We start from the raw sequence: 23,747 nt of genomic DNA, 5'->3' as shown, positions 1-23,747 counted from the left end.
AGATTGCGCGCAGTGTACGGGACTTGATCGGGAATTCAAGCTTTATTGCAAGCGTGGATCATTTAACCGGCGCGGCGGAAAACCGAAGGGCTCGCGACCCGATCACCCGGTAACAACACGCCGCGTGATTTCAGCCTGGCGCTCAGTGCGCTGCTATCCAGCGGTTCGCTAACCGCCTGACTTGGCGCTGGCAAATGCGGTTTGCTGCAAAACGGGCAGCTCACATAGAGCGTATCGCTACCGACGGAAACGGTACTACCGGGAAGGGCAGCGCGGGTTTGTTCGGTTTGCGCGGAGGTTTCGGTGGCTGTGGCGGCTTCGGTTTGTGTCCGTTGCTCAATCGCCAGTTCGGCCCGGGCACGAGCAATGCGACTGATCGCCTGGGCGGCGATGCGCCGATCCTGGGTAGAGGGATCCGCCGGCGCCAACGCCGCACGACGTACGGTTTGCAGTTTACGGATGGTGGCTTCGGCATCGCCCGGCACCGCCGAGGCATCAATAGGCACCTCGCCAGAGACGGCATAGCTCTGGCCATCCGGGCCACGCTGAAATCGGTAAGACGGCGCACCGGCATACTGACCTCCTACGGCGGCGTGTGCGGCTTCGTGCGCGCGCACGGCACGATCCCTGGCCGCCAAATCTCGAATTTCAATTTGTTCCTGACGTTGCTGCTGGCGTTGTTCGCGGTTCTCGCCTTGGTTTTCGGGCTGCTGTTCGTTGTTGGCAATTGCGCGTGGGTCCAGCGTCGCTTGCCGATCAGCTGGTGTTTCACGCGGCTGGGCCGTGGCCCGACTGCGGTCGTATTCGTCAACTTCAGCGCGCGGCGGCGTTGTTGCCGGCGCCTTTGGCGGCTCCGGAATCGGCTCGAAGCGAATGTTTTCATTACGCAATGCATCGAGCTGAGGATTCGGTGCCACCGGCAGATGAAAGACCGGTACGGCGAGCCCCATCATGGCGGCATTCCTGCCTTTAAGCCCTTACGTCGAGCAGACTGCCGAGCGTGCGCTGTTCAGTTTCGATAACGCGCGCCGAGGCTTCGGCGAGGCGTTCGGCCCGCAGCAAATCGACAACCGGCGTGACCAGATCCTGATCCGGATTGGTGGTGCCGGCCTGGGCGATGCGGCTGGAGGCATCAGCGGCCAGTTCATTGGCGCGCAAAACGCCTTGAACGCCGGAAGCGAGTGGACTCAGTTGCATAAACACCTCCAAGTGAGAACCCATGCCCATGCATGGCTTTGGACGTCAGGTGAGGTTTGACACCGGCACGCTGAGACGTGCCGGACAAACGCAGCATTACCGACAGAGTTTAGCTTATTTTTTAGCCAAAAGTGCGATGAAACTCGCAAGAACTATCCAAGCAGATGCGCGAGCGTACCGCTATCGAGCGAAAGCGCCGTTTCGTTGTACGCGAGTTCTGCCAACATCGGTGCCTGAATGTGTTCGCGCAGATAGGCTAGATTCTCGTCGTACATTGGCATCCGCGGCTGCGGATTATTGGCGACCCAGCCCAGAAGCGGCAAACCACTTTGGGCAATAGCGCTTACCGAAAGTAGCGCGTGATTGATACAACCCAAGCGCATACCTACGACCAGCACGACACCATCGCCAACTGACGCAGCCAAATCGGCAAAGGTTTCGCGCTCATTCAAGGGCACCAGCCAGCCACCAGCACCTTCGATAATGACCACTTCCGCATCGCTTTCACGCAACCAGCTCAAACTCTCGGCAATGCGCGCGACGCTGAGTTCGACGCCGGCCTGACGGGCAGCAATATGCGGCGCAATCGCTGGCGCAAAAACAAACGGATTCAGCAATGGATACGGCACGGAACTCTGCAATGCTTGTTGCAACGCTAAGGCGTCCTCGTTTTTCAATTCGCCGTCGATAGGCTCGGCACCGGAAGCTACCGGTTTGACCGCCAGCACCGAACGACCAGCGTTCTGCAGCGCGCGAATCAGCGCACAACTGACGTGAGTCTTACCAACACCGGTGTCAGTGCCGGTGATAAAGATCGTTTTGCTCATGGTGTTATTCCGGTTTGGCGCGACGAATCGGAATTTGCGAGACCGGCATCGCGAATTCCTGCGGCGCCGTTTGTCGCGCTTTCAACTCGGTACCCCAGGCGTGACCGTAAACCACTTCGTAGCTGACCGGTAATGTCTGATCTTCACGGCGAAAGGCTTGTTCGTAAGCACTCATCATTTGCCGTAACTGTTTTGGCGTCGTCAGGCTATGCGAACGGCCAGCGTTGCGATTATTGGCACCAATGCCTTTCAACTCGCGCATCAACTGCATAATGTCGCGATAGGTCAGCGTCAGCATTTCCATGTCCATGACCGGGTCGGCGAAAAAATTGCGCACCAGCGCGTCGCCGACATCGTGCATATCCATAAAACGGTTGACGTGTACCCGGTCATCAACGGTACTCCAGGCATGACGTAATTCTTTCAAGGTATCCGGTCCGAAGGTGCTGAACAGCAACAGCCCTTCCGGTTTCAGCACGCGCTGGAATTCGGCGAACACATTGTCGATATCATCGGTCCACTGCAGTGCCAAGCTGGAGAAAATCAGATCGACGGATTGATGCTCGAACGGCAATTGTCGGGCATCGGCGCACAGATACTTTTCCTTGGCAAACCAACCGCGTTTTTTATTGGCGTACTCGACCATGCCCGGCGCGATATCGACACCATAGACGCTGGCTTTCTTGTAACGCGTTTGCAAAGCACGGGTGCAGTAGCCGGTGCCGCTGCCGACATCGACAATCAATTTCGGCTCCAACTTGATCAAATCAAGCCGCTCCATCAATCGATCGGCGATCTCACGCTGCAGAAACGCGTGTTCATCGTAGGCTTTGGCCGCTGCACTGAACGCCTGCGCGACATCCTGTTTGGCGATCGCGTATTTGTCTTCGCGGTTGAAATCGCTCATGCCAGCCACCGGTTCAACACATCGAGAAATTCCTGCCGATGCGACAAAAATGGCGCGTGGCTGGATTTGTGGAATACGTAATGCTCACTGTTTGGCGCCAGTTGTTGGACATCGTCAGCGACTTTTGCTGGCACCAGGCCATCGAGTCGACCATATGCACGATAAAACGGCATTGCCAATTCTTTCAGGCGCGGACGCAAATCAACGGCTTTCAGCAATTGCAAACCGCCGCGCAAAGCCTGTGGTGCCGGCAGGCCGTGAATGAATACCCGCTCCTTGAAGTAGCGCATGTCTTCTTTCTGGGTTTCTGAACCCATTGTCGAAATCGCCAGAAAGCGAATCAGTGTCGCTTCGTAATCTTCGGTTAAAAATTGCTGAAAATTTTCCATGACGGTATCGCGCATCGCATGCGGCCAGCTGTCTTCTTGCAGAAAACGCGGATTGCTGCAAACGGTGACCAGTGATTTAACGCGTTGAGGATAATCAAGTGCGATCGCCGTAGCGACCATGCCGCCCAGCGACCAACCAACGTAGTGGGCGTTATCCGGCGCAATACTCAGCACCTGATCGCGCAAGTAATCGAGCGAGTAATCGCCGGCGGCAACCGGACTGCGGCCGAAACCGGGCAGATCGACAAAATGTACGCGGTAGTTTTTGGTCAAGGGTACGCGGATCAAATCGAACAAACCGGCATGCAGGCCCCAGCCATGCAGCAGCACCAGATCCGGCCCCTGGCCTTCGGTTTCGACATACGGCTTCAATGTCATGTTTCACTACTCAATAATTCATGCAAGGCATCGACCAGCGCATCAATTTGTTCGACACGATGTTCGGCCGATAACGTGATACGTAAACGGGCGCTGTTCTCGGGCACGGTTGGCGGCCGAATCGCGGAAATCCAGAAACCTTTTTCCCGCAAGGCCGCACTCAAGCGCAGCGCTTTTTCGCTATCGCCGACCAGTAGCGGTTGTATCGGGGTAATCGATGGCATCAACGACAAACCAGCTTGTTCGCCACACCGACGAAAATGAGCTATCAACTCATGCAATTTTTCGCGCCGCCAACTTTCGGTTTGCAGCAGTGACAAACTGGCACGTGTCGCGGCAGCAATCGCCGCCGGCATCGCCGTCGTGTAGACATACGGCCGGGCAAACTGCACGAGATAATCAATCAACTCGCGTGAACCGGCGACAAACGCACCAAACGTACCGATGGCTTTGCCGAGCGTTGCCATGTAAATCGGCATGCGTTTATGCGCTATAGCAAAATGCTCCGGCGCGCCTAACCCCTTTTCGCCGAGCACGCCGAAACCATGGGCATCGTCGATCATCAGCCAGGCATCATGTTGTTCGGCGCAAGCAAGCAATTCCGGCAGTGGCGCGATATCGCCATCCATACTGAATACGGCATCGCTGACGATCAGTTTGTGCCGTGCTTCAACGCGCGCCAGTTTGCTGCTTAGCGCATCGATATCATTGTGCGCATAGCGACTAAAGCGAGCACCGGATTGCAGGCCACCATCAAGCAACGAAGCGTGATTCAGGCGATCTTCAAACACCGCATCCGGCGCTGACATTAGCGCTGAGATAATGCCGGTGTTGGCCATAAAACCAGTTGAGAACACCAGTGCCGCTTCGACACCGAGCATCGCTGCCAGCTCGTCTTCGAGTGCCTGATGCTCGCGGCTATGACCGCTGATTAAATGCGAGGCGCCACTGCCAACACCCCAGGTTTCGGAGGCATCAACAAAAGCTTTTTTCACCAACGGATGATTGGCATGGCCAAGATAATCATTGCTACAAAAATTCAGCAGCGACTTGCCCTGCCACTGCAGCGTGACGCCGCAAGGCGAATCGACCTGCTGACGCACGCGCAGCAAATTGTTTGCCGCGCGTTCCTGCAGCGCTTGCGATAGAAAAGTGTTTAGCGCCGTCATCGCGGCCAACCGTCGGTGTCGTGCTTAGTGACGAGCGGTGGCGTCGTAATAAAGCGGCGAGGCTTCCGCAGTGACCGGAACGCGAACGTCTTCCAATTCGCTTTCGTGGATGTCGCGACGCTCAGGCTGAATGCCGAGCTTGGCGAACAAGGCCATATCGCGCTCGACATCCGGGTTGCCGGTGGTCAGCAGTTTTTCACCGTAGAAAATACTGTTGGCGCCAGCACTGAAACAAAGCGCCTGCATTTCCTCGCTCATTTCCTCGCGGCCAGCGCTCAAGCGCACATAGCTTTCCGGCATCATGATGCGGGCGGTGGCGATGGTGCGGACGAATTCCAGCCAGTCGAGCTTGTCGGTGTTTTCCAGCGGCGTGCCTTTAACCGCGACCAACATGTTGATCGGCACCGACTGCGGGTGTTCCGGCAAGTTCGCCAATTGCTGCAACAGACCGAGACGATCATTACGCGTCTCACCCATGCCGACAATGCCACCGGCGCAGACATTGATGCCGGCATCGCGCACATGCTGCAGCGTGTTCAGACGGTCATCATAGGTGCGGGTGGTGATGATCTGGCCGTAATACTCCGGCGAGGTGTCGAGGTTATGGTTGTAGTAATCAAGCCCGGCCTCTTTCAGCGCCAGCGCCTGATCTTTGTTCAGCATGCCTAGCGTCACGCAGGTTTCCATGCCTAAGTCTTTGACCGCGCGCACCATCGCCAGCACCACCGGCAGATCCTTGTCACGCGGGCTGCGCCAGGCCGCGCCCATGCAGAAACGGGTGGCGCCAGCGTCTTTGGCTTTTTGCGCATTGGCGATTACTTCTTCCAGCGCCAGCAACTGTTCCTTGCTAAGGCCGGTGTTGTAATGGCCACTCTGCGGACAATAGGCACAGTCTTCCGGACAAGCCCCGGTCTTGATCGACAGCAGCGTCGAGGTCTGCACCTGATTGGCCGGGAAATGGCGGCGATGCACGTTCATCGCGGCGAACAGCAGATCATTGAATGGCAATGAGAAGATCTGCTCTACTTCAGCCAGCGTCCAGTCGTGACGGGTTTTGGCGGTGATCAGGGTGTCGAGCAAGGCCATGGTGGCTGGGTTTCCGTTGCGCAGTGGAGAGGCGGCATGATAACCAGCCATGGCCGGCTGTCAACTTTCTGATGGCGATAAGGTTTACAGGGTATAAAAAGATAAGGATTGTCGATGTTGCGCAGTCTCTGTGTCAGCTGTGGCTGTTTTGCCGACCGCGATGATGGAATTTGCCGCCATTGCACCAAGGAGCTGCCACGCCTGGGGCCGGCTTGTCAGGCTTGCGCCCTGCCCTTACCTGCCGGCGCGCCGTTTTGTGGCCGCTGTGCCCGCGGCCGGCTGCCGGTCATTCGTAGCCATTGCCTGTTCGAATACCGGGCGCCTATCGATCAGCTGATCACCCGTTTCAAGTTCCGCGCCGATTTGACCGTCGGCCAGTACCTTGGCCGCTGGCTGGCCCAGGAACTGCGCATTGCCAATATGCCGGACGCCATTGTGCCGGTGCCGCTGCATCGCCGACGTCTGCGTCAGCGCGGCTTCAATCAGGCACTGGAATTGATCAAGCCGCTGGCTACGGCACGCGGCGTGCCGATCAGATTGGATCTGGTCGAACGCCGAATCGATACGCCGGATCAAATCGGTCTGAGCGCGCTGCAGCGCCGACGCAATATGCGCCAGGCATTTGCCTGCACCGGCCAAGCACTACCACGCCATATCGCGCTATTCGATGATGTCGTCACCACCGGCGCTACCGTGCTGACGCTGGCTCGTTGCCTGCGCGCCGCTGGTGTCGAGCGTGTCGATGTCTGGGCGCTGGCGCGGGCGACCGGCAGTATTACCCGTTAGCGCCGGTAATACTGCCAAAGTTGCTGGCAAACGGATTTGTATACTGCGTCAAACCATTACAAACACACGAGGGATTCACGATGCGATTGTTTGCTGCGGCACTGTTTGCTTTGTCAACGATGTCGGCTACCGGATTTTCCGCGGCAGCCGAAGCCGATTACCGAAACGCCATTGCCCACAGCCATCGCAGCGAAGCTGATCGGCGCGCTGATATGCATCGTCATCCATTGACCGTGTTGCAGTTCGCCGAGGTGCAACCTGGCGAAGTGGTGCTCGATGTGTTTGCTGGTGGGGGTTATTACAGCGAATTGTTGGCTCATGTCGTCGGCGAAAAAGGCCGCGTCGATGCCTTCAACAATCAGCCGTATTTGAATTGGGTTGGAGATCAAATCCGCAGCAGATTGGCTGACAATGCGCTGCCGAATGTGCGCCGGCTCGATACCGAAGTCGATGACTTGTCATTGCCGGCCAAGCACTATGATTTGATCATCGCCAGCATGGCGTTCCATGATTTGTACTACGCCGACCCGACCAATGGTTGGCCGGAAATGAATGTGAAGAAGTTTTATCAAACCCTGCATCGGGCGCTGAAACCGAATGGCCGTTTGATCGTTATCGATCACAGTGCCCGTCCCGGCACCGGCGTTAGCGCGACACAGAGCCTGCATCGCATCGATGAACAATTCCTGATGAAGGATTTGCAGCAGGCTGGGTTTGTGCTGGACGCACAATCGGATGCCTTGCGTAACAGCAATGACAATCGCGATATGTCGAGTTTTGAACCGCGTATCCGCTATCAGACTGACCGGTTTTTGTGGCGGATGAAAAAAGCCGGAAGTTGAAACGATTCAGCGTTTTTCCATCAATAGTCGGACAACAGCAATCGCAAAAAATAAACCGACCTGAGCCAACAACACCGGCAACCAATCACCGGCGAATACGCCGATGACGATGCCGGAAACAATCGCGGAAAACAGCGCCCAGATCATGCCCAGATCGCGACGGCCATGTTTGGCTTCTTCCTTGCCCATCGTGTAGAACGCGAATAACAACACGCCGGCCAGAATGAAATTGGGTTGAGTGAAAAACATGGTCAGCGCTTATTGTTCGGCCAACGCCAGCATTTCTTTCGCATGCTGACGGGTGGTGTCGGTGATCGTAGCACCACCGACCATACGGGCGATTTCATCAACGCGGGCGTCATCCAGCAAGGCCGTGATGGCCGTTGTCGTTTGTTTGCCTTTGCTGGCTTTCGCGACTTGATAATGCTGATGGCCGAGCGAGGCCACTTGCGGTTGGTGAGTCACGCACAAGACTTGCGCATTACGCGCCAACTGACGCAGCAAACGGCCGACGATTTCAGCGGTGGCACCGCCGACGCCGACATCGACTTCATCGAACACCATGCAAGGCGTATCGCTACCGAGGCTGACCAGCACTTGTATTGCCAGACTGATGCGCGACAGTTCACCACCGGAGGCGACTTTCGCCAGCGGCTTCGGGCTTTGACCGGCATTGGCGCTAACCAGAAATTCGATTTTTTCCTGCCCGTCCGGGTGCGGCTGACCTTCTTCGCGTGCGGCCAAATCGACGACGAATTTGCCGCCTTTCATGCCCAGCTGAGCCATGTAATCCTGCACGGCTTTTTCCAGTTTCTTGGCGCCTTTCTTGCGCTGCTCGCTCAACTGTTCAGCGGCATGCTGCCAGGCTTGCTGAGTTTTGCGTAAACGCTGTTCCAGTTCAGCGACGCGCGCCGCCGAATTATCGAGTGCGTTCAGCTGCGCTTGCAGCGACTCCAGATGCGCCGGTAACGCCGGCATATCAACCCGGTGTTTGCGCGCCAGCGCATGCAGCACCGTTAACAGTTGTTCGAGTTCAGCGAGGTTTTCTTCGTCGATATCGATGCGCTCGGCGTAGCCGTGCATGTCATGCGCCAGATCGGACAGCGTCGCCTGCACATCGATCAAACTGCTTTGCGTCGCGTTCAGCGACGGGTCGAGATGATGCAGACGATGCATCAATTCCAGCGCCTGCGACAGGCGTGCAGTGGCGCCATGCTCATCGTCATCGAGCGCCTCGGCGATTTGCTCTGCGAGCTGGCGCATTTCGGCGCCATGGGCAGCGCGCGTGTGGCGCGCTTCCAATTCGTTGATGTCAATGTTGGCAACACCGGCCTGCTCCAGCTCGCCAATCTGAAAACGCAGCAAATCGACCCGAGCGGTGCGATCACCATCGTCGCCTTGCAGGCTCTGCCATTCGTTTTTGCATTGCAGCCAGGTTTTGTACTGCTGACGAACGTTTTGCACAGCGGCATCCAGACCAGCGAAACGATCGAGCACATCGCGTTGATGGCTGGCTTGCAGCAGCCGTTGATGTTCGTGTTGGCCGTGGATTTCGACCAGCATCGCGCCAAGGTCGCGCAATTGCGTCAGCGTGCAGGGCGTGCCGTTGATGAACGCCCGTGAGCGGCCGTCCTTGTTGATCACCCGACGCAGAATCAGCTCGTCGTCGACATGGATTTCCTGCTCACGCAGCCAAGCGGCGGCTTCGCTTTTCGGCGCCAGTTGGAAACTGGCGGAGATATCGGCTTGATCAGCGCCATCGCGAATGACGTTACTGTCGGCCCGGTCGCCGAGGCTCAAACCCAGCGCGTCGATCAGAATCGACTTGCCGGCGCCGGTTTCGCCGGTCAACACGGTCATGCCTTTATGCCAGTCGAGCGTCAGGCGTTCGATCAGCGCAAAGTTCTGGATAGTCAGGGAGAGCAGCATAGAAGGGCCGGCCGCGGGCAGAATGGCCGGTAGTGTACAAAGGGTTAACCGTCCTTGTCAGCCGCCTTCCTTAGCAGCTAGACCCCAAAAGTGAAATTACGCGGCAACCAAACGCTCAACGCGTGGGCAACGGGCCGACGCAGCGCGCACCATCGTGCCGACTTCGGTAATCAATGGCCGGCGGGTACCGCGGAATTGGCAGATGTCACCAACGGCCTCGAACGGCACCGACAAGCGACCGAGCATCCGCTCCATGGCTGGCGTGATCAGGCACAGCCAGTGGCTGACGTTCTGTTTGACGCTGTAGCGCCAGGCCGCGTAAATCATCGCCAGCATGATGTCGGAGCCCTGATACCAGTCGCCGCGCACCGATCCATTCGGGTGACGCAGGCACAGCCGCGACAGTTCCATGACCGAAGCACCGAGTTCATTCAAGCGCGATTGATTCAGCGCCGTAACGCTGGCCGCCGGCAGCAGCGGGTTACCGCGCACCAGGCGCAAGGCGCCGCATGGCAGGCCGCTTTGACGATCGTAGGCAACGAATGGGACGGCATGGAGATCGAATTCATCGTGTTCTTCACCGAGCGTGCTGCCGGCCTCAAAGCCGCGCCGCTCGCAGTAAACCTGATAGCGCAGCGCGTGATGGTCGCGCCGCTGTGCTGGCGTTGTCGCCAGCACAACCTCAATGTTCGACATGTCGAACTACCCCCAAGAAAACCTGTCGCTAGGTCAAATTCAAATACCTGCCCATCCATCCATGAGCGAAACAGGTTTGCGGACTATTGAGTTTTCCGTCGTGGCCTTGCCACGCAGAAAATCAGTCCATGGACGCAAACTAGCAAATCAATAAAACCAAAATGTGACGTCACCCACAAGATCGGAAAATGATCGACTGACCTATACTGATTTTGTTGTTCGACGTTTGCGCAATTCGTTGTTGAGTAATGTTGCCGACGAAAATTTGCGCAGGACGTGCAGCGTTTTTTTGCCAATTTCACGGCGAGGCTTGTGTGCGGTTTTATCGTTCGCCACCAGATTTTGTGTCATTCAATTACCCCAGGTTCACTATGGAATTTTCCCAATACTTGCAACGCATGGTTGAACAGGACGGTTCCGACTTGTACCTGTCGACCGGCGCGCCGGCGAGCCTGAAAGTGCATGGCCGAATGGCGCCGCTGGAGCCGACACCGCTGGCCAATGGCCGGGTCCGGGAGCTGGCGTTTGGCCTGCTGAGCGAAGCCCAACGCCAGCAATTCGAGCAAAAGCCGGAACTGAACATCGCCTGGAGCGAACCGGGCGTTGGCCGATTCCGGGTCAATCTGTTCCGCCAGCGCAACGAAGTGGCGATGGTCGTACGCGCGATCAAAACCGAAATCCCGAACTGGCAGAGCCTTGGCCTGCCGGAAATTCTGACCAAGCTGGCGCTGCAAAAACGCGGCCTGATTCTGGTTGTCGGCGCCACTGGCTCCGGTAAATCGACGACGATGGCCTCGCTGATCGATTATCGCAACGAACATTCGGCCGGCCATATCATCACCGTCGAAGACCCGGTCGAGTTCCTGCATCGGCACAAGCACTGCGTCGTCAACCAGCGCGAAATCGGCATGGATACGCTCTGCTACGAGGACGCCTTGAGCAATGCGCTGCGCCAGGCGCCGGACATGATCATGCTCGGTGAAATTCGTCACCGGGAAACCATGGAGTATGCACTCGCTTACGCCGAAACCGGCCATTTATGCCTATCGACGCTACACGCGACCAACGCCAACCAGACCATCGAACGGATTCTGAGCTTCTTTCCCGATGACCGTCAGCAACAGGCCCTGCTGGATCTGTCGTTGAATCTGCGTGGCGTCATCTCACAGCGGCTGATCCCGGCCATCGATGGCAGTCGGGCGCTGGCCTTGGAAATCCTGCTGGTAACACCGCTGGTGCAGGACTTGATCAAGCGTGGCGAGGTCAGCTCAATCAAGGAAGTCATGGAAAAAAGCGAGAACCTCGGCATGCAGACGTTCGATGCCTCGCTGTTCCAACTCTACCGGGCCGGCCGCATCAGCCTCGACGAAGCGCTGAAAAACGCTGATTCGAAAAACAATCTGCGCCTGCGTATTACGCTGGCCGAAGGCCGCACCGTTGAAGGCAGCGATATCGATCGGACCAGCGAAAGCGCCCCGCAGTCGCCGTTAAGCCTGCCGATAGATCCCGATCTCGAGCGCTAGCACACCTGAGCAATCCATATTCGAAACCCCTTGCGCCCACATGGTTTGTATTGCAAACTAATTTGCACATACATCAAGGAGCCCATGATGAGACCCGTTACCGACCCCCTGAAATTCAGTGAAGCGCCCGCTGGCGAGAAATCAGCATCCGTGCCGACGCTGGCCGAGCTGACCCGACGCTACGCCCGCTTTTCCCGCAGCGCCGGCGGCCTGTCATCGGTATTAGGCGGAGTCCTGTGCATCGGCATTTTTCTGCTCGGGCTGGCGCTGGAGTTGAACTGGCCGCTGCGCATAGCGCTCGCCAACGCTCCATTTGTCTGGCTGCTCAGCAAAGAATTGCTGACCCGGTTTTATTACCAGCGTCATGGCCGGGTCGAGCAACGCGTCAGCGACAGTGAACGGCGCTGGCATATCGGATTTACCGCGTTTGTCGCGTTGGTGTCGCTGGTCATCATCATATCGGTGCTGATTGGTAAAGGCCTGTCCGGCATCACCATTGGTGGTTGGGGATATTTGCTGGTCGTCGCGCTGATGCCGTTCGTCGTCTGGCGCTGGCTCTGGTCATCCAGCGACTTCATTGTTGGCGTCTCGATGATTTGCCAGTCGGCGGTGTTTCTCGGCGGTGGTCATTACCAATCGGACTGGCTCGGCGCCTACCTGCTGTTTGCCGGCCTGCTGGCGATTTTGCTCGGTGTGCGCGAGCACAGAGAGTTTCTGCGGCTGCGCCAATCATTGTTCGGGGCTGAGCAATGAGCCAACCGCCCCCAGAGCAGGCGCTTGATGCGCTGCTGCAGCTGGATCGCTTGATTCATGAGCCCTCAAGGCTAGCCATTCTGACCGTGCTTTCCGAAGCGGAGTGGGTCGAGTTTTCGTTTCTGGAAGCGGCTTGTCGGCTGAGCAAGGGCAACCTGTCCAGTCATTTATCGAAACTGGAGGCGGCAGGGTTTATCGAGATCGACAAGCGCTTTCGCGGCAAACGACCGCTGACCTCGATTCGCCTGACCGATAGTGGCCGCGCGTCCTTGAATCAATACCGGCAGCAACTGCTGCAATTCATGCAAAACAGCTAACCCCTGAATAAACCATCGAAGGAACGTCTTATGTTGAAAACGATTTACCTGGCATTGATTTGCCTGCTGGCCAGCGCCACGTCCATGGCTTGCCAACTGACTGCCGAAACGGCAAAGACCCGTGGTCGTCATTTCGCCGAGCAACTGCAACAACAGCAGGGGAAGGAACTTTGGCAGCAGATGACGCCAACGATGCAAAAAGCGCTCGGCAGTGAAGCAGCGCTGAATGAATTTAGCCGCCGCATTCGTGCCGATCTCGGTGAGCCACTGGAGTTGCTCAGTGAAACGGTCGAACAAAACCAGGGCTTCTGGGTTTACCAGCGTTACATGAGCTTTTCCACAACCGCCATTCCGGTGCTGACGCAGCTGGTGTTTGACCCGCTGGGCAAAGTGGCAGGGCTTTTAGTCAAGCCACAGGCGATGTCGATGCGCCCTGCTGATAGTGCTCACCTGAATTACCAAACCAAGGCCGATATGCGTCTGCCGTTTGATGGTGAATGGTTCGTGTTCTGGGGTGGTCGCGATCTGAAGCAGAACTACCATGCGGCGAACAGGAACCAGCGTTTTGCGTACGATTTTGTCGTCCACCGCGATGGCAAGAGTCACCAGAACAACGGTCTGCAGCTCAGCGATTATTACTGTTGGGGTAAACCGATTTTGAGCCCGGCCGATGCGGTCGTCATCCATGCCGTTGATGACTTGCCGGATCAAGCCATCGGCTCAATGGACCGCGCCAATCCGGCCGGCAATCACCTGATTCTCGATCTTGGCAACGGCGAATACGCGCTGCTGGCGCATTTCCAGCAACTTAGCCTGCGCGTCAAAGTTGGCGACCAGGTGAAGCAAGGCGACACACTCGGCCTTTGCGGCAACAGCGGTAACACCTCGGAACCGCACCTGCATTTTCATTTGCAAACCGGCAAACGCTTCGGCGAAGGCGATGGCTTGCCAGCGCAGTTTCAGCAGTACCAAGCCGACGGCGCACTCATCGAACGAGGCGAGCCAACACGCGGACAGATCATCCACAACGCTAACGCACCGTGAAAATGTTTCAATGCACACAGCCGTTTACAGTTTGTCGCACAAGCTCGCGCTTTGATGGCAATAATGACCTCATGGTGCAACGCCAAGCAGGAGAACGACAATGAGCTTTATTTTGACAGTGTTGGTGTGGTTGTTGCTGGCAGCAATCTGCTGGCCGGTCGCTATTCTGGCCTTGGTGTTGTTGCCGGTGATCTGGCTGTTGTTGTTGCCATTTCGGCTGGCCTTCTGGGCACTGGAAGGCATCCTGTCGTTTGTCAAAGCGCTATTTATGCTACCAGCACGATTGCTCGGAGCCAGGAGTTGAACTATGCGTCGCTGGCTGTTCAGTTCTGGCCTGCTGGCCTGGGCGTTTTTGTTCTACTTGCTCGGCAGCTATCGTGCAACCATGATTCTGGTCGCGGCAACGGCGCTGTTTGAAGTGTGGCTGTGGTCGCGTATGCTTCGACGTACTGCTGATGACGAGTAACTAGCAATGGCTGATTTGTGGGATTTCATTCAGCACTTTCAAATTGACCGCGCGCGTGAAAACGCCATTGATGCCAAATACACTGCACTGTCCGCTAGTTCCCAGATTGAACAACTGGAGCAACGGGTCGAGGCGTTGGCGTTGACCTGTCAGGCAATGTGGGAACTACTGTCCAGGCAACAGGACTTCAGCAATCAGTTGCTGATGGAGAAAATGGAAGAAATCGATTTACGGGATGGTGTTCGAGACGGCAAATCCACGGCGACTTCGCAACATTGTCAGCAATGCCGGCACAAACTCAGTGATCGCCATCCGTATTGTTTTTATTGTGGCGCCGCTCTACCCAAAGGACAGGCGTTTCAACGAAAGGCTCGTTAAAGCCATTATCAACGCCGATAGCGATCAAACGCCGGAAACGCCCATCCCCGAAAGGCCAACAGCACCGAGCAGCCTTCGCGTTGCGCGGTCGGCTGTGCCGCATCGGCGCGCACCAGCTCGGCTATCTCCCTGGCGGTTTTCGCCAGCCGCTCACGCACTTTCTCGGCGCTGCTTTTGCTGACCATTGCCGGCATAAAACGGAGAAACCCCTCCGGCTGGAAATCGCCGGCAAAAAACGGCTCACGCACATGCTGATCGAAATATTGTTGGATCGGCCCGTCCGGCAACCAGGCAAAGTCGCGAGCGGCGCGCAGTCGCACCCGATTGCCCGGTAATAAATCAATCAGCTGCATCCGGTCGAGCGCAGCCAGGTGGCGAATCAGTTCCGGCCAGTCGAATTGATAATCCTGCTGGATCAGTGCCGGTTGCCAATCGTTCAGCAACAGATAGGTGACCAACAGTCGTTTTTCATCGGCGACCAGTTCCTGTTCCTGCTCGCGGCTCAAGGACGAAAGCTGTAAGCGCTGACGTTCGGCCAGTTGCACCAGCTCGCTCAGCTCTAACCCGCATAGCGCAGTGATGTGGTTCAAGCGGTTCAGACTGAGCTCGCCGCTGTTCATCAGCCGCTTGATACTGGCTTCCGACAGCGCCAATGCCTCAGCCACCTGTTTATAACTGATGCCAGCCGCTTTCAGCTGTTGCTTCAGTGCCGTCATCAACCCCGGAGTTTCGCTCATTGGTATTACCTGGTGATACCTGATGAGCCATTATGCGCGACTTTTCACGATTTCGTTGCAGACGGTGTTCCAGCTCAGCACAGTGCATCGGCCGGCATGTGCCGGCCAACCGGAAGTTGAAACGATGAAACGCTTCACTGCACTGATGCTGACGAGTCCACTTGCTGCCGAAGCCGCCGACTCAGGCTTCGGCAATTCCTTGCCTGAAGTGCTGATACTGGCCGCGCTGATCATCATCGGTCTTCGTTTCCTGAACCGTAAGCTGTCGGCGCTACTGCAGGCGCTGCGGATGAAAAACAAATGATTCAGGCGTTACGCGGCGGGGTTTGCAGTCCTTTGACGAAGGCTGGCCGTGCCGCCAGTTCGCTTACCCAACGACGCAAAGCGGGAAACTGGTTCAGATCCTGGCCGGCTCGCTCGGCCAGATTGACCCAGGGAAAGGTGGCGATATCGGCAATGCTCAGCTCGTTTCCCGCCAGGTAACGGCTGCGATTCAACTGCTCATTCAGTACGCCATAGAGCCTTGCCGTTTCGGCATGGTAGCGACGGATACCGTAATCAACACGCTGCGGGGCGTAATGCTTGAAATGGTGATACTGGCCCTGCATCGGGCCGACGCCGCCCATCTGGAACATCAGCCATTGCAGCGCTCGCGAGCGCGCTTTTGGTTCGCGCGGTAGTAGCTTGCCGGTTTTCTCGGCCAGATAGATCAGAATCGCGCCACTTTCAAACACAGCGAAGTTATCGTTGTCACGATCGACAATGGCCGGGATGCGGCCATTCGGATTGATGGCCAGAAACCACGGCTGCTTTTGTTCATTGGCCGACAGGTTGATCGGATGCAGGGCGTACGGCAGGCCCATCTCCTCCAGTGCGATGGAAATCTTGTGCCCGTTTGGTGTGGCGGCACTGTATAAGTCAATCATGGTTGACCCTCCCCTATGGCCTATACTCGATTGGATTAAAAGAAAGCGAAAGCTTCTGACGACTGTCGAGCCGCCATGCGATTGAACTCTGCGATTGTAATCAAATTACTGCATCATCGTTGGCTACCGGCGATCGTGGCAGGCGTCGTGCTGTTGCTCAGCATTGTCAACGGCATCAATCATTGGCTCAACGCCAAGCAACCGGGGCAGCGCGAATTCAGTTTCGCCGTGCAAGAGCGGCTATACGTGCTCGACCAGCGCCTGGACATGCTAACCGATGCACTAAAGGATTATCGTACCTTGCTGCAAGCAGTGCCGCGTGTCGACCGTTCGGTGGTCGAGCAATTCGGCAACAATCTGTTGGAACGCTATCCGGAAATTCGCACGCTGTCGGTCAGCGATGTCTATAGCGCCCAGCGCACCGAGCAACTGGTGCAAATCAGTCGCCAACGCGGCCAACCGGTCATCACAGATGTCGAGCACTCGGATGCGCCGGTACTCGATATGAGCCGACTGAATTTCTACGACGAACGCGATCAGCGTCTGCGCATTCTGCCCGCCAGCGATGGCGAATCCAGCGAGCGCGCGCTGGATTTATTTTTACCGGTGTTCTATCTGGCAGAACAACGTCACTCGACCGCGTTGCTTTCTGTCGTGCACATGCGCATCGATATCGGCAAAAGTTTCGCCATCGCCCGGCAACCTTTGCCGCGGGTTGGTATCGACTATCTGCTGTTCGATGATCAACGACAGTTGATGCAGAGTTTTCCGGCCCGCACCAGAGCACAGGTACCAGCGTCATCAGAATGGCCGCGACTGATGCGTGAGGCGCGCTATAAAAGCGAGTACGCCTTTCTCGTTGGTGGCCTGAACTGGATGATGGTGGCCATCTCCACCGATGATGCCTTCAACATTTCCGCTTGGCATCTGTGGTTCGAGCCGCTGCTAGGCTTGCTGCTGGCATTGGCCATTTTCGCCATTGCCCGTTACTGGCAACGGCTTTACATACAAAAACAACAACAGGCAGAACTGTTTCAGCAGCGTTGGCGCCAGGAACAACTGCATGCCAAACACATGGACGAAGAGCTGACCCATCTGACCTATATTCTTGCTCATGATTTTCGTGCACCGCTGCGTCATTTGCGCTCGTATCCGCATATTGCGCTGGAAGAATTGGGCGAGCAAATCAACAATGAGGCACGCACAGCGTTGACCCGCATTGCCGAAACAGCAGACAAGCTCGGTAAGCTGATGGACGACTTGCTGAAATTTTCGCGCATTGGTCGCAGCGCGCTGAAACCCAAGGTAATCAACCTGTCGGCCATCGCTTCAGCCAGCTACTTGGCTGTCAAAAAACGATACCCCGAGGCGGAGTCACAACTGCGCTGCACGCCGGAACTGATGGTCTGGGCTGATCCGGAATTGATGCGCATCGTGCTCGATGAATTGTTCGACAACGGCTTCAAGTACACCGCACACCGATTGGTCGCCGAGTTCGCTTTTGGCGTCGACTTCAGCACCGACACGGCGGCATTCTTTGTTCGCGACAACGGCGAAGGCATTCAACCGGCTGAAATCAATCGCCTGTTCCAACCGTTCAATCAGGTCAATGCCGAAGATCGATTTGGCGGCCGCGGTATCGGGCTGGCGATTGTTCGCCGTGTGATTGAGCGACACGGCGGCCGCTGCTGGATCGAATCGAAACCGGAGCAACAAACCAGTATTTATTTCACGCTGCCCGCGCAGAACTGAAATTTCTTGGGCAACAAAAAACCCGCCGAAGCGGGTTTTTTGTTGGTTCGGAAATGCCTGGATTAGAAATCCATGCCACCCATACCGCCAGGCGGCATGGCCGGAGCGGCTTCTTTCTTCGGCAGCTCGGAAACCATGGCTTCAGTGGTCAGCATCAGGCCAGCAACCGAGGCAGCGTTTTGCAGCGCGCTGCGAGTGACTTTGGTCGGATCCAGAATACCGAACTCGACCATGTCGCCGTACTCACCAGTGGCAGCGTTGTAACCGAAGTTACCTTTGCCACCAACGACTTTGTCCAGCACGACACTGGCTTCTTCGCCGGCGTTGGTCACGATTTGACGCAACGGCGCAGTAACCGCACGCTTCAACAGGCCGATACCGGCGTCTTGATCGGAGTTGATACCTTTCAAGCCTTCCAGCGCGTTCAGGGCACGCACCAGCGCAACACCGCCGCCAGGGACGATGCCTTCTTCAACGGCAGCACGGGTGGCGTGCAGCGCGTCTTCAACGCGGGCTTTCTTCTCTTTCATTTCCACTTCGGTAGCGGCACCGACTTTGATCACGGCAACACCGCCAGCCAGTTTGGCCACGCGCTCTTGCAGTTTTTCGCGATCGTAATCGGAAGAAGTTTCTTCGATTTGGGCGCGGATTTGCTTGACGCGGGCTTCGATGGTTTTGCTGTCACCGGCACCATCGATGATCGTGGTGTTTTCTTTGGTGATTTGCACGCGCTTGGCTTGACCCAGATCGTTCAGCGTGGCTTTTTCCAGGGTCAGACCGATTTCTTCGGAAATGACGGTACCGCCGGTCAATACAGCGATGTCTTCCAGCATGGCTTTGCGGCGATCGCCGAAGCCTGGGGCTTTGACGGCAGCGACTTTGACAATACCGCGCAGAGTGTTGACGACCAGGGTGGCCAGCGCTTCGCCTTCAACATCTTCAGCGATGATCAGCAGCGGCTTGCCAGCTTTGGCAACGCCTTCCAGCACCGGCAACAGATCGCGGATGTTGGAGATTTTCTTGTCGACCAACAGCACGAACGGGTTTTCCAGCTCGGCGCTCATCGTGTCTTGCTTGTTGATGAAGTACGGCGACAGGTAGCCGCGGTCGAACTGCATACCTTCAACCACGTTCAGTTCGTTCTCGAGACCCGAACCTTCTTCTACAGTGATGACGCCTTCTTTACCGACTTTCTTCATCGCGTCGGCAATGATGCGACCGATTTGCTCGTCGCTGTTGGCAGAGATAGTGCCAACCTGGGCGATCGATTTGTCATCGGAGCATGGCTTGGAGATTTTCTTCAGCTCTTCAACGATAACGCCGGAAGCCTTGTCGATACCGCGCTTCAGATCCATCGGGTTCATGCCGGCGGCAACCAGCTTCATGCCTTCAGTCAGAATGGCTTGCGCCAGCACGGTGGCGGTCGTGGTGCCGTCACCGGCGACATCGGAAGTCTGAGAAGCGACTTCCTTGACCATTTGCGCGCCCATGTTTTCGAACTTGTTTTCCAGTTCGATTTCTTTGGCGACGGAAACACCGTCTTTGGTGATGGTCGGAGCGCCGAAGCTCTTGTCCAGCACTACGTTGCGGCCTTTCGGGCCCAGGGTGACTTTTACCGCGTTGGCCAGAACATTAACGCCGGCCAGCATCTTGGCGCGGGCGTCGTCGCCGAAGCGTACGTCTTTAGCTGCCATGTTGAAATTCCTCTTTATTGATTCGTCAGTATGGGTTCAGGTTGACGTGCGGATTAACCGATCACGGCAAACAGATCTTCTTCGCGCAGTACGACCAGCTCTTTGCCGTCGACTTTCACTTCGGTGCCGCTGTATTTGCCGAACAGCACCTTGTCGCCGACCTTGACGCTCAAGGAAGCGACTTCACCATTGTCCAAGCGCTTGCCCGGGCCAACAGCCAGGACTTCACCTTTGCTGGGTTTTTCTGCGGCGTGGTCAGGAATGACGATACCGCCGGCGGAGACGCGCTCCTCTTCTAAACGACGGACGACGACGCGGTCGTGCAACGGACGTAGGTTCATTGCGTTTTCTCCTCGAAATAAACGCTGTGTCGAATGATCGCCGGGCCGCGGAACGGCCCGGCACTGAAGCTATAGGCCACCCTATATGGGGGTGCTGGATTAGCACTCAAGAGGGCGGAGTGCTAAAAATTTTACGCGCTTTGCTTGGCGGACCCAAGGCCCGCACCAAGAAATTGCCTAATTTTTATCCTTCAGGCAGACTGCGCGGCCGCCGGCTGGACCGGCTGTTGTTAGTTCTACGTCGGTTTATCACCTCAATGTTGTTGCGTTTCCTATTTTTTGTGTTTGTCGCCGGTTTCAGCGTCGAATTGTCGGCGTCGGTCCGCGGCTGCGACCCTCAGTACCTGCGTCAGGCTTACAGCGAGGCTCATCAGTTTGCCGCCATAGAAGGCGCTCCCTATGCGCTGTTGGCCAACAATGCCTACGCCACCGCTGGTATGCGATTCCAGTTGCCGGCCGGCTGGCAGAGTTTGAAACAAAGCAGTGAACAGCGGCAAATTGGCCTGCAGTACGAACTGTTCGGTTGGCAGGAAAACGGCCAGGTGAAGCGGCTGGCGCTGGCTTTTCGTGGCACTGACGAGTTAATTGACTGGTGGCATGGCGCCATTACCGGCACTCAATATCAGCAAGCGCTGGCAATTGCCACCGAAATTCGCCGCCAGTATGCCGGCTTGCCGCTGGTTGTGACCGGCCACTCGCTCGGTGGTGGTCTGGCGCTGCATGTCTCGATGCAGATGGAACGGGTTTCCGCCTACGCCTTCAACCCGAGCCCGATTACCCGTAGCCCGGTCAAACCGGTGAAAAACCGTCGGGTGGTCTATTGGGAGTACGACGATCCGCTGCATTATGGTCGACGCTTGCTGATGCAGGTGCCGGATGCGGTGTTCTGGAAATTCGATTTCGTCAAACGCGATGGCCATAAATCGGAAGTGCTGGCCAAGGGCTTATTGATGCTGGCGGCACTGAACAATGACGAGTACGCGCAAACCTTGGTGCTCAACTGCGACATCGATCCGCTTAGCCGCTAACGTTCAGCGTAGGATGCGCCAGAGCAGCGCTGCAGCTACCAACAACAAGGCCAAAATCACTGAGGCGCGTTCCGGCAAATAATGTCGGACCGGCAACACAAACGGCGATGCGATCAACGCCCCTAAGCCAAACGCCAGCATCGGCTGCCCGGCCCGCCAACCCCAGATCAGCAAGGCGACTGTCGCGATCGACAACGACAGCAAACCGAATAGCCAGCGCCAGGGCGATCGAACCATGCTCGAATAAGTGCTGACACCCGACAAATACAGTAGTGGTGCCAACCACTGCTGCCAGCGCGGCATTGGTGCTTCATTGCTCACTAGAGTTTTCGAATCGCGCTCAGCAACCAGCAAGGCTTTGGCACCGCGATAACTCTGGCCCAGATGCGCCACCGCAATCGCCAGCCAGAGCGATGAGCCAAACGACCACACACCGCTGATCGTCAGCAAACCCAAGCGCTGCCCCTGGCCATTATCCAGCAGCCGGGCAAGCAGGCCGACGACAACCAGCCAAGCGAACTGCGTATCGATAGTCATGTCGGTATTGAGGATGGCATTGAAAATGCGCAGTATCGGCAAAGCTGTAGTGATGACGGAAATGCTGCACCTCCATGCCGATATGCCGCCTCGGGATATCAGCAAAAAACCAATGCGATAGCCGCGCCAAATGTTCAGCCAGCCTTCAGACATTTCGACTACACTGCCGCTACACAGTAAGGAGAAACCCTATGTCGCGCGTGTTGCTGTTATTGCCGTTGCTGGCCTGCGCCTGCACACCAACGGTGCGGATTGAAGCGCCGGACAAACCGATCGAGATCAACATGAATGTCAACATCAAGCATGAGATTCTGGTCAAGGTCGAAAAAGAAGTGGAAAAACTGTTCGACGAGAACAAAGGTTTATTCTAGGAGCGCACGATGAAAACGATGATGCATGCCTTATTTATCGCGCTGACCTTGCTGGCCAGCAGCGTTTTCGCTGCCGATTTGAAGTCGGCGAAAGCCAGCGGTTTGGTTGGCGAACAGAACAATGGTTATCTCGGTATCGTGGTGCCGAATCCGCCTAGTGATGTGCAACAAATGGTCAACTCGGTCAACGAGCAGCGCAAAGCCCATTTTGCGCAAATCGCCGCGAAAACCGGCGTCTCTCTGGATGAGGCAGCGAAGGTGTTCGCCAAAGAAGCGTATGAACGCACCGAGTCCGGCCATTACCTGCAAGACAGTAATGGCAAATGGGTGAGGAAATAATCGTCACTGAAAAACAAAGGCGCCGTACGGCGCCTTTGTTTTTGCTGACAAAATCACGCCGCAATGCTGACTTTCTCACTGCTGGTCCACAGTGGTGCGCGTTCCAGCACGCTGTGCACCGTCTGCTTGCCGGAAATGATGTTTTCGATTTCATGATGCGCGACATGTGGTACCAACCATTCCATCAACTGACGCGCATAGCGGCGCAGCAGTGTGTTGTGGCGGAGCAGAATCCAGGTGACGCAGGTTGGAATCGCCGCTGGTGCCGTCAGCACCGCCAGATCTTCACGGTCAGCCGGGGTAATGGCCATTTCGGCCAGAATACCGACGCCCATGCCGGCACGGACATAGGTTTTGATCACATCGGCATCGCGTGCAGTGCAGGCAAAACGTGGTTCCAGTTCCTGCTCGCGGAAGGCGCGAGTCAGTGACGATTCGCCGTTCAGCGAAGAGTCGTAACTAATCAAGGAATATTTGGCCAAGTCGGCCAGAGTCAGTGCGCGTTTCAGCTGCACCAACGGATGGTCTTTCGGGACCAGCACGACTCGGCGCCAACGATAGGCTGGCAGGGCAATCAAGCCTTCCGGGGTCGCGCCACTGCTCGACGAAAAACCAAATTCGACGGCACCGCTTTTCACTTTCGCGACGATATCGGCGTCACTTTCCTGGGCGATGTGTAGCGACACATCCGGGTAGCGGCTGCGGAATTTGGCCAAGGTGCCGGGCAGCACAAATCGGGCTTGGGTATGGGTGGTGGCGATGGTTATCGCGCCTTTGGCGTCAGCACGGGAATCGGCGGCCAAAGCTTTGATGTTGCCGGCCTCGCGCAGAATGATGCGGGCGCGTTCGATGATCTTCTCACCAGCCGGGGTAATGCTGTCGAGGCTCTTGCCTTTGCGGGTGAAAATGCGCAGGCCAAGTTCGTCTTCGAGTTGTTTCAGTTGTTTCGAGATTCCGGGCTGGGTGGCATAGACCCGCTCGGCAGCCATCGTGATGTTCAGGCTGGAATCGGCAATAGCGATTAAGTAGCGTAATTGTTGCAGTGTCATGATAACTCTCTCTCCCTTAGCGATCGGCTCTGCTCAGCAATGCGGCTCATCTTGGTGATCTTGACGGCACATTTCTTAAAGCAGAGATACGGTTTGGTGTTCATTGGCATTGGCTCCAAAAGTTGGGGGGTAAAGCGGCGTGGAAGGCAGGCACCTTCCGCGCACGTAAAGCCGTATAGACGGCTACATGGCTGATAATACCTTGTTATATGCTCACGTCAATAGCGCTTATCAAAAAAGGTATCGGGCCAGACCAGTAGCGGCCTGAACGGTATTGCTGCGAAGC

30 protein-coding genes are annotated in these 23,747 nt (G+C 56.5%); 14 read left to right on the top strand and 16 right to left on the bottom strand.

What is annotated here, in order from left to right:
- Window positions 1-62 precede the first annotated feature (62 nt).
- The 7 genes from E2H98_RS12900 to bioB all read right to left on the bottom strand — a co-directional run bounded on the left by E2H98_RS12900 (window position 63) and on the right by bioB (window position 5,953).
- Window positions 63-953: a putative metalloprotease CJM1_0395 family protein gene (locus tag E2H98_RS12900; protein ID WP_232475412.1), complete on the bottom strand. Its 891-nt coding sequence runs from the start codon at window positions 951-953 to the stop codon at window positions 63-65.
- A gap of 16 nt (window positions 954-969) precedes the next feature.
- A complete protein-coding gene (locus E2H98_RS12895; RefSeq protein WP_133588859.1) occupies window positions 970-1,197 on the bottom strand; it encodes a flagellar biosynthesis protein FlgE in 228 nt (75 codons plus the stop codon).
- A 152-nt stretch (window positions 1,198-1,349) separates the two neighbouring features.
- On the bottom strand, window positions 1,350-2,024 hold the full coding sequence (gene bioD / locus E2H98_RS12890) for a dethiobiotin synthase (protein ID WP_133588861.1): 675 nt from the start codon (window positions 2,022-2,024) through the stop codon (window positions 1,350-1,352).
- Window positions 2,025-2,028: 4 nt separating this feature from the next.
- Window positions 2,029-2,931, bottom strand: coding sequence for a malonyl-ACP O-methyltransferase BioC (gene bioC / locus E2H98_RS12885; protein ID WP_133588863.1), 903 nt, complete (start codon window positions 2,929-2,931; stop codon window positions 2,029-2,031).
- The gene (gene bioH / locus E2H98_RS12880; protein ID WP_133588865.1) at window positions 2,928-3,698 is read right to left on the bottom strand and encodes a pimeloyl-ACP methyl ester esterase BioH; all 771 of its coding nucleotides are present in this window, start codon (window positions 3,696-3,698) and stop codon (window positions 2,928-2,930) included. The genes bioC and bioH overlap by 4 nt, the downstream gene beginning before the upstream one ends.
- Window positions 3,695-4,867: an 8-amino-7-oxononanoate synthase gene (gene bioF, locus E2H98_RS12875; RefSeq protein ID WP_133588867.1), complete on the bottom strand. Its 1,173-nt coding sequence runs from the start codon at window positions 4,865-4,867 to the stop codon at window positions 3,695-3,697. The genes bioH and bioF overlap by 4 nt, the downstream gene beginning before the upstream one ends.
- A gap of 24 nt (window positions 4,868-4,891) precedes the next feature.
- Window positions 4,892-5,953 carry a biotin synthase BioB gene (gene bioB / locus E2H98_RS12870; protein ID WP_198325318.1) on the bottom strand — a complete coding sequence of 354 codons (1,062 nt, stop codon included), beginning with the start codon at window positions 5,951-5,953 and terminating at the stop codon, window positions 4,892-4,894.
- 114 nt (window positions 5,954-6,067) lie between these two features.
- Between bioB and E2H98_RS12865 the strand changes: the two genes are divergently transcribed.
- Both E2H98_RS12865 and E2H98_RS12860 read left to right on the top strand, forming a co-directional pair.
- On the top strand, window positions 6,068-6,739 hold the full coding sequence (locus E2H98_RS12865) for a ComF family protein (protein WP_133588869.1): 672 nt from the start codon (window positions 6,068-6,070) through the stop codon (window positions 6,737-6,739).
- An 80-nt stretch (window positions 6,740-6,819) separates the two neighbouring features.
- Complete coding sequence (locus E2H98_RS12860; protein WP_133588872.1) at window positions 6,820-7,581, top strand: class I SAM-dependent methyltransferase; 762 nt, start codon at window positions 6,820-6,822, stop codon at window positions 7,579-7,581.
- A 6-nt stretch (window positions 7,582-7,587) separates the two neighbouring features.
- Here E2H98_RS12860 and E2H98_RS12855 read toward each other — a convergent pair whose 3' ends face one another.
- The 3 genes from E2H98_RS12855 to E2H98_RS12845 all read right to left on the bottom strand — a co-directional run bounded on the left by E2H98_RS12855 (window position 7,588) and on the right by E2H98_RS12845 (window position 10,206).
- Window positions 7,588-7,830, bottom strand: coding sequence for a hypothetical protein (locus E2H98_RS12855; RefSeq protein ID WP_133588874.1), 243 nt, complete (start codon window positions 7,828-7,830; stop codon window positions 7,588-7,590).
- A 9-nt stretch (window positions 7,831-7,839) separates the two neighbouring features.
- Complete coding sequence (recN, locus tag E2H98_RS12850) at window positions 7,840-9,510, bottom strand: DNA repair protein RecN (protein WP_133588876.1); 1,671 nt, start codon at window positions 9,508-9,510, stop codon at window positions 7,840-7,842.
- Between the two features lie 96 nt (window positions 9,511-9,606).
- Complete coding sequence (locus tag E2H98_RS12845) at window positions 9,607-10,206, bottom strand: GNAT family N-acyltransferase (RefSeq protein ID WP_133588877.1); 600 nt, start codon at window positions 10,204-10,206, stop codon at window positions 9,607-9,609.
- A 371-nt stretch (window positions 10,207-10,577) separates the two neighbouring features.
- On the opposite strand from E2H98_RS12845, the gene E2H98_RS12840 reads away from it, so the two are divergent.
- From E2H98_RS12840 to E2H98_RS12810, 7 genes are all read left to right on the top strand, one after another.
- Window positions 10,578-11,729: a PilT/PilU family type 4a pilus ATPase gene (locus E2H98_RS12840; protein ID WP_133588879.1), complete on the top strand. Its 1,152-nt coding sequence runs from the start codon at window positions 10,578-10,580 to the stop codon at window positions 11,727-11,729.
- 84 nt (window positions 11,730-11,813) lie between these two features.
- A complete protein-coding gene (locus E2H98_RS12835; RefSeq protein ID WP_133588881.1) occupies window positions 11,814-12,482 on the top strand; it encodes a hypothetical protein in 669 nt (222 codons plus the stop codon).
- Entirely contained in the window at window positions 12,479-12,799 is a 321-nt protein-coding gene (locus E2H98_RS12830; RefSeq protein WP_133588883.1) for a winged helix-turn-helix domain-containing protein, read from the top strand. The genes E2H98_RS12835 and E2H98_RS12830 overlap by 4 nt, the downstream gene beginning before the upstream one ends.
- Window positions 12,800-12,829: 30 nt before the next feature.
- A complete protein-coding gene (locus tag E2H98_RS12825) occupies window positions 12,830-13,843 on the top strand; it encodes a M23 family metallopeptidase (RefSeq protein ID WP_133588885.1) in 1,014 nt (337 codons plus the stop codon).
- 100 nt (window positions 13,844-13,943) lie between these two features.
- Entirely contained in the window at window positions 13,944-14,147 is a 204-nt protein-coding gene (locus E2H98_RS12820; protein ID WP_198325118.1) for a hypothetical protein, read from the top strand.
- A gap of 3 nt (window positions 14,148-14,150) precedes the next feature.
- Entirely contained in the window at window positions 14,151-14,309 is a 159-nt protein-coding gene (locus E2H98_RS12815; protein WP_157591379.1) for a hypothetical protein, read from the top strand.
- A 6-nt stretch (window positions 14,310-14,315) separates the two neighbouring features.
- Complete coding sequence (locus tag E2H98_RS12810; RefSeq protein ID WP_133588887.1) at window positions 14,316-14,687, top strand: hypothetical protein; 372 nt, start codon at window positions 14,316-14,318, stop codon at window positions 14,685-14,687.
- A gap of 8 nt (window positions 14,688-14,695) precedes the next feature.
- On the opposite strand, the gene E2H98_RS12805 is transcribed toward E2H98_RS12810, so the two are convergent.
- Entirely contained in the window at window positions 14,696-15,424 is a 729-nt protein-coding gene (locus tag E2H98_RS12805) for a helix-turn-helix domain-containing protein (protein ID WP_133588889.1), read from the bottom strand.
- A 22-nt stretch (window positions 15,425-15,446) separates the two neighbouring features.
- Between E2H98_RS12805 and E2H98_RS12800 the strand changes: the two genes are divergently transcribed.
- The gene (locus tag E2H98_RS12800; protein ID WP_133588891.1) at window positions 15,447-15,728 is read left to right on the top strand and encodes a hypothetical protein; all 282 of its coding nucleotides are present in this window, start codon (window positions 15,447-15,449) and stop codon (window positions 15,726-15,728) included.
- A gap of 1 nt (window position 15,729) precedes the next feature.
- Here E2H98_RS12800 and E2H98_RS12795 read toward each other — a convergent pair whose 3' ends face one another.
- Window positions 15,730-16,350 carry a glutathione S-transferase family protein gene (locus tag E2H98_RS12795; protein ID WP_133588893.1) on the bottom strand — a complete coding sequence of 207 codons (621 nt, stop codon included), beginning with the start codon at window positions 16,348-16,350 and terminating at the stop codon, window positions 15,730-15,732.
- Between the two features lie 75 nt (window positions 16,351-16,425).
- On the opposite strand from E2H98_RS12795, the gene E2H98_RS12790 reads away from it, so the two are divergent.
- Window positions 16,426-18,102: a sensor histidine kinase gene (locus E2H98_RS12790; protein ID WP_133588895.1), complete on the top strand. Its 1,677-nt coding sequence runs from the start codon at window positions 16,426-16,428 to the stop codon at window positions 18,100-18,102.
- A 62-nt stretch (window positions 18,103-18,164) separates the two neighbouring features.
- Here the strand turns inward: E2H98_RS12790 and groL are convergent, their stop codons facing one another.
- Together groL and groES are read right to left on the bottom strand one after the other, a co-directional pair.
- Window positions 18,165-19,796: a chaperonin GroEL gene (gene groL / locus E2H98_RS12785; RefSeq protein ID WP_133588898.1), complete on the bottom strand. Its 1,632-nt coding sequence runs from the start codon at window positions 19,794-19,796 to the stop codon at window positions 18,165-18,167.
- Window positions 19,797-19,849: 53 nt separating this feature from the next.
- Entirely contained in the window at window positions 19,850-20,137 is a 288-nt protein-coding gene (groES, locus tag E2H98_RS12780) for a co-chaperone GroES (RefSeq protein WP_133588900.1), read from the bottom strand.
- A 257-nt stretch (window positions 20,138-20,394) separates the two neighbouring features.
- On the opposite strand from groES, the gene E2H98_RS12775 reads away from it, so the two are divergent.
- Window positions 20,395-21,165 carry an Mbeg1-like protein gene (locus E2H98_RS12775; protein ID WP_133588902.1) on the top strand — a complete coding sequence of 257 codons (771 nt, stop codon included), beginning with the start codon at window positions 20,395-20,397 and terminating at the stop codon, window positions 21,163-21,165.
- A 3-nt stretch (window positions 21,166-21,168) separates the two neighbouring features.
- Here the strand turns inward: E2H98_RS12775 and E2H98_RS12770 are convergent, their stop codons facing one another.
- Complete coding sequence (locus tag E2H98_RS12770; RefSeq protein ID WP_133588904.1) at window positions 21,169-21,855, bottom strand: hypothetical protein; 687 nt, start codon at window positions 21,853-21,855, stop codon at window positions 21,169-21,171.
- Window positions 21,856-21,893: 38 nt separating this feature from the next.
- Between E2H98_RS12770 and E2H98_RS12765 the strand changes: the two genes are divergently transcribed.
- Together E2H98_RS12765 and E2H98_RS12760 are read left to right on the top strand one after the other, a co-directional pair.
- Window positions 21,894-22,073 (top strand): YnbE family lipoprotein, encoded by a 180-nt coding sequence (locus E2H98_RS12765; RefSeq protein WP_133588906.1) that lies wholly within the window; start codon window positions 21,894-21,896, stop codon window positions 22,071-22,073.
- Window positions 22,074-22,082: 9 nt separating this feature from the next.
- Window positions 22,083-22,412 (top strand): YdbL family protein, encoded by a 330-nt coding sequence (locus E2H98_RS12760; RefSeq protein ID WP_133588908.1) that lies wholly within the window; start codon window positions 22,083-22,085, stop codon window positions 22,410-22,412.
- A gap of 53 nt (window positions 22,413-22,465) precedes the next feature.
- Here E2H98_RS12760 and E2H98_RS12755 read toward each other — a convergent pair whose 3' ends face one another.
- Window positions 22,466-23,461 carry a LysR substrate-binding domain-containing protein gene (locus E2H98_RS12755; protein WP_133588910.1) on the bottom strand — a complete coding sequence of 332 codons (996 nt, stop codon included), beginning with the start codon at window positions 23,459-23,461 and terminating at the stop codon, window positions 22,466-22,468.
- Window positions 23,462-23,747: the final 286 nt, after the last annotated feature.

Origin of the sequence: Permianibacter aggregans (genome assembly GCF_009756665.1) — a bacterium.
Lineage (GTDB): Bacteria > Pseudomonadota > Gammaproteobacteria > Enterobacterales > Permianibacteraceae > Permianibacter > Permianibacter aggregans.
The sequence above is the reverse complement of the archived record's forward strand: the minus strand, read 5'-3'. Positions and strand labels throughout refer to the sequence as shown.